The sequence below is a fragment of the Brevibacillus nitrificans genome, from assembly GCF_003710965.1.
Taxonomy (GTDB): domain Bacteria; phylum Bacillota; class Bacilli; order Brevibacillales; family Brevibacillaceae; genus Brevibacillus; species Brevibacillus centrosporus.
On the sequence record NZ_RHHU01000003.1, the window covers coordinates 627,334 to 640,786 of the forward strand.

12 protein-coding genes are annotated in these 13,453 nt (G+C 47.2%); 10 read left to right on the top strand and 2 right to left on the bottom strand.

Translation table 11 applies throughout. The annotated features are described in order from the left end of the window. The first annotated feature begins 13 nt into the window (after positions 1 to 13). Positions 14 to 667, top strand: a complete 654-nt coding sequence (locus tag EDM59_RS04935; protein WP_183192801.1) for a GntR family transcriptional regulator — start codon at positions 14 to 16, stop codon at positions 665 to 667. A gap of 49 nt (positions 668 to 716) precedes the next feature. Here EDM59_RS04935 and EDM59_RS04940 read toward each other — a convergent pair whose 3' ends face one another. Next, positions 717 to 1,955, bottom strand: coding sequence for a MerR family transcriptional regulator (locus tag EDM59_RS04940; protein WP_183192802.1), 1,239 nt, complete (start codon positions 1,953 to 1,955; stop codon positions 717 to 719). 190 nt (positions 1,956 to 2,145) lie between these two features. Between EDM59_RS04940 and EDM59_RS04945 the strand changes: the two genes are divergently transcribed. The 9 genes from EDM59_RS04945 (at position 2,146) to EDM59_RS04985 (ending at position 12,397) form a co-directional block, all read left to right on the top strand. Continuing rightward, positions 2,146 to 3,480: an APC family permease gene (locus EDM59_RS04945; protein ID WP_122922574.1), complete on the top strand. Its 1,335-nt coding sequence runs from the start codon at positions 2,146 to 2,148 to the stop codon at positions 3,478 to 3,480. 27 nt (positions 3,481 to 3,507) lie between these two features. Further along, a complete protein-coding gene (locus EDM59_RS04950; protein ID WP_122922575.1) occupies positions 3,508 to 5,145 on the top strand; it encodes an amidohydrolase in 1,638 nt (545 codons plus the stop codon). Positions 5,146 to 5,292: 147 nt separating this feature from the next. Continuing rightward, positions 5,293 to 5,742, top strand: a complete 450-nt coding sequence (locus tag EDM59_RS04955) for a PNPOx family protein (RefSeq protein ID WP_183192803.1) — start codon at positions 5,293 to 5,295, stop codon at positions 5,740 to 5,742. Positions 5,743 to 5,844: 102 nt separating this feature from the next. Further along, on the top strand, positions 5,845 to 7,305 hold the full coding sequence (locus EDM59_RS04960) for a 4-hydroxyphenylacetate 3-hydroxylase family protein (protein ID WP_122922577.1): 1,461 nt from the start codon (positions 5,845 to 5,847) through the stop codon (positions 7,303 to 7,305). Positions 7,306 to 7,370: 65 nt separating this feature from the next. Beyond that, the gene (locus EDM59_RS04965; protein ID WP_122922578.1) at positions 7,371 to 8,144 is read left to right on the top strand and encodes a carbon-nitrogen family hydrolase; all 774 of its coding nucleotides are present in this window, start codon (positions 7,371 to 7,373) and stop codon (positions 8,142 to 8,144) included. A 34-nt stretch (positions 8,145 to 8,178) separates the two neighbouring features. Then, positions 8,179 to 8,853, top strand: coding sequence for a DUF2848 family protein (locus EDM59_RS04970; RefSeq protein ID WP_122922579.1), 675 nt, complete (start codon positions 8,179 to 8,181; stop codon positions 8,851 to 8,853). Positions 8,854 to 8,857: 4 nt separating this feature from the next. After that, complete coding sequence (locus tag EDM59_RS04975; protein WP_122922580.1) at positions 8,858 to 9,202, top strand: cupin domain-containing protein; 345 nt, start codon at positions 8,858 to 8,860, stop codon at positions 9,200 to 9,202. Between the two features lie 137 nt (positions 9,203 to 9,339). Continuing rightward, positions 9,340 to 10,653, top strand: a complete 1,314-nt coding sequence (locus EDM59_RS04980) for an MFS transporter (protein WP_122922581.1) — start codon at positions 9,340 to 9,342, stop codon at positions 10,651 to 10,653. 22 nt (positions 10,654 to 10,675) lie between these two features. Next, positions 10,676 to 12,397, top strand: a complete 1,722-nt coding sequence (locus EDM59_RS04985) for an amidohydrolase (RefSeq protein WP_183192804.1) — start codon at positions 10,676 to 10,678, stop codon at positions 12,395 to 12,397. A 97-nt stretch (positions 12,398 to 12,494) separates the two neighbouring features. Here the strand turns inward: EDM59_RS04985 and EDM59_RS04990 are convergent, their stop codons facing one another. After that, a complete protein-coding gene (locus tag EDM59_RS04990; protein ID WP_122922583.1) occupies positions 12,495 to 13,364 on the bottom strand; it encodes a LysR family transcriptional regulator in 870 nt (289 codons plus the stop codon). Positions 13,365 to 13,453: the final 89 nt, after the last annotated feature.

Consider the following 13,453-nt stretch of genomic DNA (forward strand, 5'->3'; position numbering starts at 1 on the left):
TAGGGTGATGCAAATGAATGAGTTGAATCTGAGTCCCATTATGAAAGAAGAAACGACAAAAGAACGGGTTTATAAGGAAGTCAAAGCCGCCATTTTGAGCGGCCGCATCTCACCGGATGAGATTTTCACAGAAGTCAAAATGGCAGAGACACTGAACACTTCGCGGACGCCCGTACGGGAATCGCTGCAGGATCTGCTGAAAGAAGGGCTGGTTATTTCCATCCCGCGCAAAGGTTTGGCGGTTCGCAAAGTTACTTCCATTGAGGTTGAGCAGATTTTCTTGCTGCGTAAATCTATTGAAAGTGAAGTCATTCATAAGTTGATGGATCGAATCACGACCGAGCAAATCCTAGCATTAGAACATATTTATAGCCAGCAGGAAGCAGCGATGAAAAACAGCGATGAGGTCTCTTTTATTACGTTTGACCAAGAGTTTCATCTATCGCTTACCAGGTTTGCTAAATATGAGTTGATTGAACAAATCTTACTCAATTTACACAATCTATGCACGTTGATTGGGCTGCAAGCGGTGAAAAAGAAGGATCGGATGACTGAGGTGCTGGCAGAGCACCGAAAAATTATTGATGCCCTTCAAAAGAAAGATCCAACCAAAGCGGTTGCTGCCATTATTGACCATCTGACGAAGACTAGGGATTCGTTGCATTGATGCACACAATGTATTTTCATAGTTGTACTCTATAGAAACGGCGTGATTCTTAGGAATCACACCGTTTTTTTGCCATATACCCTTCCATGTGAAAGCTTTCTTCTCCTACATGATGCTCGATATAAATCCCCGGCTGCTTCGTTTCACCGATTGGAATCGTTTCCACCAGTTCAAAATGGCAGATTTCCATATGGGTTTGAATAAATCCTTTTTCAAAGTTTAACGGTAAAGCATTCGGATACAGCTCGTACATTTTTTGAATCGATTTTGTACCTTTTTTGTAATGCGAAAAAATTCCGATAATGGACGTGTCGTCTTTGCAATGCCGGCTAAGCTTGGTAAGTGGAAAGACGGGATTAAATAGCGCATAGTCGTTGAAGGAAAGGCTATCGATGATGTAGTCAACGCTATTGTTGGCGATCGGTAGATGCAGGGATGTGTTGACGATATAAAGCACTTTTAGCTTGGGATTGATATAGGTGATTTTTCCCTTCAGCTTTTCTACCATTTCCTGATTACTGCCGCAAAAAATATATAAGGCGTCATCCGGAAGCAAATGCAAGTATTTCGGCAGCAGCACAAACGTATCAATGCTTGGCTCCAAAATAACCTTGTTGGTCAAAGGTGCTTTTTTCAGGAGCTGGTAAATAAACAGGCCGCTTTTCTCCATGAGTCGGGTCAGCTCAGTTGTGACCTCGGCTACGGTTTTCGGCTCGTACAGGTAGGCACTGTTCTCGATCGAATCATCCAGATTGGGTGCATACAAGATTCCGCCCTCAATCCGGGCCCCATAACCGCATTCACAATGAACGGAAGCGTCCACGATCCACTCTTGCAAAATGAGTGTATTTTGCAATTGGAAGGGGCCAAAGCAGACTGGGCAACGCAGCAAGGGGATCAGCGAAAGGGAAATGCCTGTAACTGTCTTCTCTTCTTTTTTGTGGTGAACGGATTCGATGATCGTATCAATATTTGACATTGCTTCATACAGTCTCGCTATCTCTGCTGCCAATTCATCCTTTTTGGCTGCCAATAGCTGTACGAACCTTTCCCAGTCATCAAGATCGCGCAATAACGTAACGCGCTTTACTTTCAGGATGTTGTCGATTTCATTTAACGTGAAGTGAAGGGATTTTAGCTGGGTTATGAACGCCATATCGTCTTCACAAGTCTGGTCGTACTCATAGTAGGATTCTTTTTTGATAGGAATTAAAAAGCCTAAGCTGGTGTAATAGCGGACCGTATCAACGGAGACATTAAATTTCTTTGCAAACAAACCGATTTTCATATGGGTAGTCCTTCCCTGGAGTATACTCCGTACTTTTGTCGAAAACGGCTCGAAATAGGCAGTTGCCCTATAGATAAGTCCACCCACTACTATGGAGCTAAGCTTTTTTAACAGTCGGAGGAAAGCAGTTACAGGTTCGCTCCACACCGGCCAAAAAAGCTTCAAAACCACAAAGAAGGAGGAATACTTATTGGAAGACACTCGCCTGGAACGTACGCTAACCTTGGCACACCTTGTCTTATTCGGCATATCTTTCATGGCACTGGGTACTGTCTTTAGTACCTATGGGATTGTAGCACAAATGACGCAAGGGATGGTGCCTTCCGCTTATATTCTAGCATTAATAGCGATGCTGTTTACAGCACTTAGCTACGGGAGGATGGCGTCCGCTTATCCGATTTCTGGCTCGGCGTACACGTACGCGCAAAAAGCGATCTCTCCATCGGTTGGTTTTATGGTGGGCTGGAGCATTCTGGTCGACTACTTGTTTTTACCCATGGTCAATTATTTGGTCTTTGCTAACTTTATCCACGCTGCCATTCCTTCCGTACCTGTATACGTATGGATCTTACTGATGCTCGTGCTGGTAACGGTTGTGAATGTGAGAGGAGTCAAGCTTGCAGCCAACGTCAGCCTAGTGGTCAATCTTTGTGCGATCCTTTTCATCGTCGTATTTTCTTTCCTGTCGATCAGACATATCCTTACCAATCAGAGTGTCTTCGAATTGTTTTCCATCTCGCCGTTCTTCCAGCATGGAATCGATATTTCCACTGTTGTCGCAGGGGCTTCCATCCTATGTTTTTCCTTCCTGGGATTTGATTCGGTCACCACGTTTGCAGAAGAGGTGAAGAAGCCGGAGAAAACGCTTCCTCGGGCAGTGCTGCTCGTGACGATCATTGGCGGAATCGTCTTCATTGCGGTTTCCTACCTCGCCCAGCTGGTGTATCCGGACTATGCATCTTTTGCAAACCCAGATTCAGCAGCATTTGAGATTATCCAGTATATAGGCGGAGAGGCTCTGGCTTCATTCTTTATCGTCATGATCGCGACGGGGACATTTGGCTCTGCCATGGTCTCGCATGCGAGCGTGGGACGGCTGCTTTATTCCATGGGGCGGGATGGCGTGCTGCCCAAGAAATGGTTTGGTTACATTCATCCCACCTTCAAAACGCCGGCACGCAATCTATTGTTCGTCAGTCTGATTAGTCTGTCAGCATTATTCCTGTCGCTCGGGACAGCAGCGTCACTGATTAATTTTGGGGCCTTTCTTGCGTTTAGTTGCGTGAATATTTCTGTTATTATGCATTTTTACATCCGTAGAAAGGAGCGTTCAGGAGTGGGCGCATTTCGGAATCTGCTCTTTCCGATTATCGGGACAGCCATGGATCTATATCTCCTGCTAAATCTGGATTCCTATTCACTTGTTCTTGGAATCTCCTGGTTGATCATTGGATTTGTCTATTTGCTAGTGTTGACAAAAGGCTTTAAACAGCAGCCGCCGCAAATGGGAATGGATGCCGCCTGAAATCACTTGAACGAAAGAAGGACATGTATGAAAGCAGATCTGATTTTGAGAGGAAACAAGATATTCACTGGCTTGGCAGATCAGCCTGAGGAAGCAGCAGTCGTCATTTTGGGCAACAAAATCGTGGATGTGTGTTCAATAGAAAAGAGCGAGGACTATGCAGGCGAGGAAACAACGGTGCTGACATACCATGATCAACTGATTTTGCCCGGGTTCCACGATGCTCATTTGCATGTGATCCTCGGCAGTCTGGTGGAGAACTTCAGCGTATCGCTCGGAGAAGCACGATCGGAGGAAGAGGCGGCGGCGATTGTCAAAAAGTATGCCGATAGTCACCCAGAAGAAGAGTGGATTATTGGATTTGGTTGGGATCGAAATGCATGGGTGAACAAAAATGACCCGCACAAAAGTTCGCTGGATCGGCTGCTGCCAGACCGTCCCGTTTTTCTCATGAATGTGGAAGCCCATTACGGCTGGGCAAACAGCTGTGCATTGGAACGTGCCAAGATCGACAATACAACGCCAGCTCCTGACTTCGGGATCATCGAGAAGGATGAAAATGGTGAGGTGACGGGTATTTTGCATGAAACGGCGATGGTGCTCATCACGAGGATGGCGTACCACTTTTCCAGAGAAAAGCAGGAGGCCATGCTCACAGCCTTTTTAAGCCATACTGCCAAACACGGCATAACCTCTGTCGACGATCTATACGCCAGCCGAGCAAATGAGGCATTGGAGGATTTCGGCTTATTCAAAGCTTTTGATGAACAAGGGAAGCTGACGACTCGGATCCACTTTTATCCGTCCATGAATGGAGATATCGAGCGGGCAAAAGCGCTTCGCGATGAATTTCGTTCTGAAAAACTGCAGATGAGCGGATTAAAGCAATTTATCGACGGAGTGGTGACAGGACATACCGCCTATATGCTGGAGCCATATCGGGATAAACCGGGATCACATGGTGAACCTGCCTTTCCAGAAGAAGAGATCAAAAAATGGGTGAAGGAAGCGGAGAAAGAGGGCTTCAAAATCCGTTTTCATGCCATCGGTGATCGAGCCATCCGTCTGGCGCTGGATTCTTTCATGGAAGCGAAAAAAGAGAATCAGACAAGTGGGCTCCGTCATGCCATCGAACACGTGGAGGTGATTCATCCTGCAGATATTCCCCGATTTGCCGAGGTGGGTGCCATCGCCTCCATGCAGCCGATTCACTTGGCCTTGATGCCAAAGGAGAGCTATACAGATGTGCTCGGCATGGAACAATCCCGATACTGCTATGCGATCAAAACGTTGCAGGAAGCAGGCGCACGACTTGCTTTTGGGAGCGATTTCCCGGTTGCGCCGATCAATCCGCTTTTGGGGCTTCATCGTGCCTTGACGCGCATGGATTATACGGGTACAGAGCCTTGGAATGAAGCAGAGAAGATTGCGTTAGCGGATGCCATTCGTTCGTACACGCTGGGTGGAGCATTTGGCGTGCACCGAGAGCATGAGCTGGGCACGCTGGAAATGGGCAAGCTTGCCGATATTGCTGTGCTGGATTGTGACTTGTTCAGCATTCCGGCAGACGAGATAAAGAATGCGAAAACCGTTTTGACTGTCATGGATGGGAAAATGGTATATGAAAGGGAGCGGAGTAAACGGTTTGCGGGATCCTGCGGCTAGATCTCGAATATTGAAAAAACTATTGACTACACAATGCGGTATTATGTATTGTGTATACATAAAGCGACGTTGGTAGAGATTGACTCTCTCTTACCGAAACGCTTTCCCTATCAAAATCTAGCAAATGTGGAGTGGAGGATTGAATACATGGGCAAACCGGTTGAAGAACTAAGCCAGGATATGGTTTCCCTGATTCAGGGAAGTACGATCATGCTGCTAAGCGTCGTACACAAGGAAAGCGAAAAGGTCTATACCACGGCTTTATCGTGGGTGTATGCCGTAAATGAGAGGAAGATCCGTTTTGCCATCGATGCCAAGTCAGAATTTGTAAGCATCCTGGAGAACGATCCCGACTTGGTTCTTACTTTTATCGGATTGGAAAGCGTCTACGCGATCATTGGAAAAGCGGCGATAAAAACAAGGCAGACAGAGGGGACCACACTCAAACTGGCTATTCTTGAGGTAGACGTTCAAGAGGTTCGGGACATCATCTTTTATGGCGGAAAGATCGTCACGGAGCCGGCCTTTATGAAAACCTATAACGCTGAGCTTGTAAAAAAGCTCGATCAAGAAGTAAAGGACATCATCTACGGTTGACCGATATTCGAGTCCTGAGAAAGCGTTTTTTTAACACTATTTATGTATACACAATACACAACACGAAGTACAAAACTAATTACCCTGAAAGAAGGCGGCGACATGAGAACTGGACAACAGTATATGGATTCGCTAAAGGATAACCGTTGCATTTACATCGATGGAGAACGTGTACAGGATGTGACGAAGCATCCCGCGTTTACCGGAATCATCCAGACCGTAGCGAAGCTGTACGACATATCGGCAGATGAGACAAACAAGATGACGTACACAACGGAAGATGGAACAATCGCCAATAAAATTTACATGATTCCGAGAAGCCGTGAAGATCTGAAAGAACGAAGAGAGGCTATTCGGAAATGGTCGGAGGCTACTTGCGGGTTTGTCGGACGCAGCCCGGATCATGTGGCGGCTTTTCTGGCGAGTTTTGCTGGCGCAGCGCACGTTTTTGAACGAGGTGGAGAGCGTTTCAAGGACAATATCATCCATTTCTATAAGCAAGTAAGAGACAATGACCTTTATGTATCCTATGTCATCATTCCGCCGCAGGTCGATCGCAGCAAAGCCGCACATGAATTGGATGAAAAATACGTGGCGATGGCTGTTTATGAAGAACGCGAAGACGGCATTATCATTCGTGGTTCGCAAATGCTGGGAACGGGTTCTGCGGTAAGCGATTATCTATTTTGCAGCGTTATTTCTCCGCTGCGCCCGGGAGACGAAGATTACGCCATTTCTTTTGCCGTTCCGATGGACGCACCTGGCCTGAAATTGTATGCGCGCCCGAGCTACGCGCAAAACAAACCGAGCACCTTTGATTATCCACTATCGACGCAGTTTGATGAAAGCGATTCTTTTGTCGTATTCGACGATGTGTTTATTCCGTGGGAGCAAGTCTTTATCTACAAAAATATCGATATCGTTCGAGCGCAATTCCATGAGACACCAGCGCATGCGCTCGGGAATAACCAGGCACAAATCCGCTTCACTACAAAATTGAAATTTATGATTGGTGTTGCACGGAAAATCGCGGAAATAAACGGAACAGATAAATTCCCGCAAGTGCAGGAAAAGTTGGGGGAGCTTGCATCCATTGCATCCTGCGTGGAGGGGATGATGCTCGCTTCTGAATACGAATGTCTGCATGACGAAAATGGGGTTGTTCGCCCTAACCCTCGATACCTGTACGGCATTGTCGGGATGCAGGATACGATCTACTCGAGTGTGATCAAAGTTTTGCGCGAATTGGCAGGGGGCGGGGTGCTGCAGGGGCCATCCAGTTACAAAGAGCTCATCCACCCTGACACGGCTGCTGATATCCAAAAATACATTCGTGGCGGGAACGCTGATTCCACGCAAAAGATTCAGCTTTTCAAATTGGCCTGGGATATTATCGGATCTGAATTCGGTGGCCGCCATCAACAGTACGAAATGTTCTACAACGGCGCACCTTTTGTAGTGAAAGGATACGCCTATCGAAACTACGGTTATCAAGAAGCCGTTGGTCTCGTGGATCGTTTCCTGCATTCGTACGAGCTGCCGCAGCCCACTTACACGCCCTAATCACGCTTCCCATGTCGCTTTATCAGCCAGCGTTCCATAGACAATCGATAAAGGAGGGAAACCATATGAAAGTGGCGTCTGTTCAAGTTGAAATCAGCGACGATGAGTCGAAAGCACAGCGCATGCACAGGGTCGGAGCGATGCTTGACGAGCTAGAGGGATACGATCTGATCGTTTTGCCGGAAATCTGGGCGACTGGATATTTTTCTTTCGATCGGTATGAGGAGGAATCAGAACCGATAGACGGACCTTTTACTGAGACGTTTTCCGCTAAAGCGAAGGCGCTGGGTGCGTACCTATTTGCGGGAAGCTTCGTCGAAAAGGATGGCGAAAACCTGTATAACACAAGCGTTCTGTTTGATCCACAAGGTCATAGGATCGCCAACTATCGCAAAATTCATTTATTTCGATACGGCTCGGATGAAGGAAAACTTGTAACCCGCGGCGATGAAGTTGTGGTGGTAGAGACAAAGCTCGGAAAGGTAGGTTTGGCGACCTGCTACGATTTGCGCTTTCCCGAACTCTTCCGCAAGCAGGTTGATCTGGGTGCCGAGCTGCTCCTGGTGACATCTGCGTGGCCACACCGACGTCTAATGCATTGGAACCTGTTTAATCAGGTCAGGGCGTTGGAAAATCAATGTTGTTTGATCTCAAGTAACTGCGCCGGCATGACCAGAGGCACATTCTTGGGCGGGCACAGCCAGGTAGTGGACCCGTGGGGGACGGTTCTCGCCTCGGGTGGAGAGCAGGAGACGATCGTGAAAACGGAAATCGACCTAAAGCAGATCCAACATATCCGAGAGACTTTCCCGCAGTTGAAACATCGGATCTTGACCTAAATCTCGCAAAAAGTAAGGAGTGACGACATCTACGATGCAAATGTATAGCAATGGGATTCAGCTGCAATGGGAGCCGAGCAGATTAATTATTGCCGGCTATACCGGAAAAGATCAAAAGGCTGTTCAGCAGCATATTGACGAACTCAAAGAGCTCGGAATTCCGGCTCCTCCGCGTGTTCCGATGATTTACGACCTCTCCCCGGAGCTTCTGCAGGTGACCGAGGAAATTACAGTTGTTCACAATCATAGTAGTGGCGAAGCAGAGGCTGTCTTACTGGATGTATATGGAGTATGGTATCTGGGGCTTGGCAGCGATCATACGGATCGGGTGCTGGAAGCGACTTCGATTCAAAAGTCGAAGCAGGTGTGCTTAAAACCCGTTTCTTCCCAAGTATGGCCGTTGGATCAGGTGAGGGACTACTGGGATGAGATCGAGATGGAGAGCTGGATCATCAAAGAGGGAGTTCGGCACGAATATCAGAGGGGAAAATTAGGAAGCTTCCTCAACCCGGACGAGCTGCTCCATATTTTGCGAGAACGCCATTATGAGAGTAAGGGAATGGCAGTGTTTTGTGGAACCTTGCCATTGCATACCGGAACATTCCACTATGGGGGAACCTTTGTTGCCGAGCTTCGTGATCCGAAAAAAGGCAGTACGATTCAATTGAAATACGATATGAAGCTATTAAAAGACGCTGAGGAGGCATAACGACATGGCAAAACCAGAATGGGAATTTACCGATTACCGCAAGTTTGAAGCAACACCATTCAGTAGTGTGAAAGGACTTTCCGAAAGAATTATAGCCCAAGACCCGGAAAAGAATGTTGCTACCCGGATCCTTCAATTCGAACCAGGTACGGATACCTCACCGAACGGTATTCAAATTCATGATTTTTGGGAGGAGCTTTATATTATCGAAGGATCGATTATCGATCTGGAATTAAATGAAGAGTTTACGCACGGGATGGTGGCATGCCGCCCGCCGGGAATGAAGCACGGGCCGTGGAAGTCTCCGAATGGCTGCAAAATTTTTGAAGTGCGTTATTACAGCAAGTAAGTATAAGTGACAGAGAGCAACCCGCCCGATGGAAACACAAGCTATGAAAGCTGCCTTTTTCCAAATGGACGGGTTGCTTCTATTAAAAAGGCTATTCATTTTTATCGAAATCATAGTATGGCCCAAGGAGGCGTTTTATGAAAAGGGAAGGTCAACCTGTAGTAAAATCCAAAAAAGTGCTGTTCGCGACTCTAATTGGCAGCACGATCGAATTCTATGATTTCTTTCTTTATGGGACGGTTGCTTCCCTTGTGTTTAACAAGTTGTTTTTTCCGAGCGATAATCCATTCGTCAGTTTGCTGCTTGCCTATGCATCGTTCGGGGTGACCTTTTTTGTCCGGCCTCTAGGCGGTCTTATTTTCAGCCATACGGGCGATAAATTTGGCAGGAAAAACACGCTTGTCATCTCGCTGGTCTTAATGGGAATCTCTACTGTCTGCATTGGATTATTGCCGACGTATAGCACCATCGGAGTTTTGGCACCGATCCTGCTTGTGACGCTGCGACTCATCCAAGGGGTGGCGCTTGGCGGGGAATGGGGAGGAGCCGTTCTACTAGCGGTAGAAAGTGCACCCAAAGAAAAGCGTGGCTTCTTTGGAAGCTTCCCGGCTATGGGGATCCCGCTTGGCATGTTGCTTGGAACATTCTCTATATCCTTAATGAGTCTACTTCCCGAAGAGCAGTTTTTATCGTGGGGCTGGCGAATTCCTTTTCTGCTCAGCGCCCTTCTAGTAGGGGTTGGTCTATGGATCCGGATGGGGCTTGGGGAAACCGAGGCATTCAATGAAGAAAAGGAGAAAGGGAATGTCGTGAAAGTTCCGCTTTTTGTGGTGCTTCGTCATCACTGGAAAGCCGTGCTCATTTCGTTAGGGGCAAAATGTGTCGAGGTTGGACCATTCTATTTATTTACAACATTTTTTATTGGCTATGCGACGAATATTGGTTTTACCAGAACAACAACGCTCAATGTCATTTCGATTGCGACCCTCGTGACAACGATCTGTATTCCACTAATGGGAATACTATCAGACAAAATTGGACGCAAACGCGTTTTTTTACTAGGGGCATTCGCTCTTGCTGTCTTTTCTTTCCCTTATTTTTACCTCCTCTCGTTACAATCCGTTTTTTGGGTATATGCCGTTTCGATCATTGCCCTCGGAATATTTTGGTCTTCGATCGCAAGCATTATCGGAACGATGTTCTCAGAAATGTTCCAGACAAATGTTGGGTACACAGGAATAACCCTTGGCTATCAAACAGGCTCAGCCTTGTTTGGAGGAACAGCACCGATTGTCGCCACCTTTTTGCTTAGCGCTTACCATAATTCCTGGGTACCTCTTGCTGTCTTTACGTGTGCGCTCAGTGTAGCCTCTTTCATCTCCGTATCCCTCTTGCGCAATACGAACGAGCAGAGCTTGCGTCACCAGAATGAGGAAGCTACGAAAATGTAAAAAGGATCTGGAGGGTGATTTGATGACGATGAAAAAGTACTCTTTCGTTTTCCTAGTTGTTTTGCTGTTTGCCTCGGTATTTACGGGGAGTGCATGGGCGAAGAGTAACGAGAATCATGCGGCTGAACTGATTCTTACAAATGGAAACGTTTACACCGTGGATAAAGCGCACAGCAAGGCAGAGGCGGTCGCGGTTAAAGATGGGAAGATTCTTTATGTAGGGAGTGTCGCGGGAGCTGCAGCTTTCAACGGGGTCGACACGAAAGTGATTGATCTAAAGGGAAAAATGGTGCTGCCCGGTTTTATCGATAGCCATGCCCATGCGTACCTGATGGCAGAAAGCCTGTTTTGGTTGGATGTAACGAATTTGTCCACCCTGGAAGAATATGCACAGGCAATCAAGGATTACGTAAAGGAGCATCCTGAAAGTAAGCAATTGCGTGGCGTGGGCTGGAAACGGGAGTTAATCGAAACGAGCGGGCTAGGTCCTAAAGAATGGCTTGACCAAATTGTTCCAGATATGCCTGTTGTCTTTATCTCGAGCAGTCATCATGATTTATGGGTCAACTCCAAGGCTCTTGAGAATGCAAAGATCAACAAACTCACACCTGATCCACAAGGCGGTATTATTGAACGCGATCCGAAAACAGGAGATCCGACAGGGATTTTGCAAGAATTTTCTGCTCATAATCTGGTGATCAATGCACTTCCTCAACCAGACTTTACGGTTCAGGAATACAAAGAGACGATTTTGGCCTGGCAGGCGTTTGCTGCTGAAAATGGAGTTACCTCGGTATTCGTGCCCGTTCATTATCCAACAGAAAATCTGCTGAAAGCCTTTGAGGAGATGGACAAGGAGAGTAAATTGACCTTACGATACGATCTCGGGTTATGGGCAGATGAAACGAAGGGAACCAAGCAGATTGAGAGATTGAAGGAATTACGTGATAAGTATCAAGGGAATTTATTTAAGGTAGACTCTATCAAAATATTTGCTGACGGGGTCGGCGACAATGAGCTGGTTTGGGATCAAGATGTACTAGAGGAGACCGTAGCTGCCTTGGACAAAGAAGGTTTCCGTATTTATGTCCATGCAATCGGCATCCAGGGATTTTACCCGAGTGCCAACGTGTTAGACGCGTTTGAATATGCGGCTAAAGTCAATGGAAAAAGAGATTCCCGGCATGCGATCACTCATATCGATTGGGTTCGGGAAGAAGATGTCGCGCGCTTTAAGGAGTTAGGCGTAATCCCTGTTCCTCAGCCTGCGTGGTTTGGAAATGACTGGTATGAAGGCGTAAAGGGAGAAGAGCTGAAAAACCTCAATCGGTTGAATAGCTATTTTGAGGCAGGAATACCTGTTGCTTCATCAAGTGACTTTCCCTCCACCGCTCAATTCCTTAGTGATTTCCGGCCATTTACAGGTCTTGAGGTAGGGGTAACGAGGCTGGATCGGGATAAAACCACGGAAGCCGATCTCAATCAAGTAGTATGGCCCAACGAAAAAGCATCTCTCGATGAGATGATTGCCAGCTATACCATCAATGGCGCGCATTTGATTTTCGCAGAGAATGAGCGGGGCTCTATCGAGGTAGGCAAAAAAGCGGATCTGGTCGTTTTAGATAAAAATTTAGAGGAGATTCCAGTAACAGAAATCAATGAGACGAAGGTCTTGTTGACTTTATTCGAAGGGAAGGAAGTATTCCGTAGTAGCTTGTTCTCCGAAAGTGAGGATGCTCGCTAAACACGAAGACAGCGTCCTTACTGGCAAAGGGATAAATAAAATAGACGACTAACTCTACGATAAAAGCTATCTCCCCAGGGAAATAGCTTTTTATCGTTTACGTACCTGCAGCCGTATTATCAAAACGCATTTCGATGAATGCACGCAGGGCATTGCTGATAAAAGAATCTTTACGCATGATGAACTCGGTTTTCATATGGCGCAAGGAATCGGGAATCTCATGGGTACGGATGATCCCCTCCGTCTCAGGTCGAGAGGTCACGGTCCGTGGGAGCAGAGAAATACCGAGTCCAGCCGAGACACCGCCGATAATCGCCTCGATTGTCCCGAACTCCATGATGACAGGAGAAATAAAGCCACGCGTATGTAGAAAACGCTCGAGGACTGCCCGATACGTACAACCGTGGCCATAGACGAGGCTCGGTCGGGCAAGTGCTTCATCGAGGTCGGTAATGGCGGTTGCGGAAGCGATGACAAGCTCCTCATCAAAGGCGGGAATGGACTGTAGCTCCGGGTGCTCGCACTCACAGCCGATAAAGGCTCCGTCCAGCTCGTAGTGCAGCACTTTTTCCATTAAAAACTGCGTGTGACCAGTAGTCAGCGAGAGCAATACATTCGGGTATTGCTCGTAGTAGGCAGCAAACAGCTTGGGTAGCCTCACAGCGGCAGCAGTCTGCGTTGAGCCGATCATCAAGGGTCCGCTAGGTTCACTGGTGGAGGTGAGTGCTTTGGTCGCCTCGTCCAGCATACCGACAATTTTATCGGCGTAAGCAAGCAGCGTTATCCCGCTTGAGGAAAGTGTCATACCGCGGTTATGGCGAAAAAACAGTACGGTGCCAAGCTCCGACTCCAGCTGCTGAATACGCGCGGTGACATTCGATTGGACATAGCCAAGCCTTGAAGCGGCTTTTGTAATGGAGCCTTCTCGAGCTACCATTTGAAAGATACGGAGATCCCCGCTCTCCATCGCATTTTACCTCCGTCCCATTTAGGTATCACCACGAATGATAACTAGTATCTGTTATGATCATTATACGAAAAACCAAGACTCCCTTA

What these genes read in the sequence shown, in the direction of transcription:
- EDM59_RS04935 (WP_183192801.1), top strand. Translation starts at nt 14, where the DNA reads ATGAATGAGTTGAATCTGAGTCCCATTATGAAAGAAGAAACGACAAAA.
- EDM59_RS04955 (WP_183192803.1), top strand. Translation starts at nt 5,293, where the DNA reads ATGGGCAAACCGGTTGAAGAACTAAGCCAGGATATGGTTTCCCTGATT.
- EDM59_RS04985 (WP_183192804.1), top strand. Translation starts at nt 10,676, where the DNA reads ATGACGATGAAAAAGTACTCTTTCGTTTTCCTAGTTGTTTTGCTGTTT.
- EDM59_RS04970 (WP_122922579.1), top strand. Translation starts at nt 8,179, where the DNA reads ATGCAAATGTATAGCAATGGGATTCAGCTGCAATGGGAGCCGAGCAGA.
- EDM59_RS04990 (WP_122922583.1), bottom strand. Translation starts at nt 13,364, where the DNA reads ATGGAGAGCGGGGATCTCCGTATCTTTCAAATGGTAGCTCGAGAAGGC.
- EDM59_RS04965 (WP_122922578.1), top strand. Translation starts at nt 7,371, where the DNA reads ATGAAAGTGGCGTCTGTTCAAGTTGAAATCAGCGACGATGAGTCGAAA.
- EDM59_RS04950 (WP_122922575.1), top strand. Translation starts at nt 3,508, where the DNA reads ATGAAAGCAGATCTGATTTTGAGAGGAAACAAGATATTCACTGGCTTG.
- EDM59_RS04960 (WP_122922577.1), top strand. Translation starts at nt 5,845, where the DNA reads ATGAGAACTGGACAACAGTATATGGATTCGCTAAAGGATAACCGTTGC.
- EDM59_RS04975 (WP_122922580.1), top strand. Translation starts at nt 8,858, where the DNA reads ATGGCAAAACCAGAATGGGAATTTACCGATTACCGCAAGTTTGAAGCA.
- EDM59_RS04980 (WP_122922581.1), top strand. Translation starts at nt 9,340, where the DNA reads ATGAAAAGGGAAGGTCAACCTGTAGTAAAATCCAAAAAAGTGCTGTTC.
- EDM59_RS04940 (WP_183192802.1), bottom strand. Translation starts at nt 1,955, where the DNA reads ATGAAAATCGGTTTGTTTGCAAAGAAATTTAATGTCTCCGTTGATACG.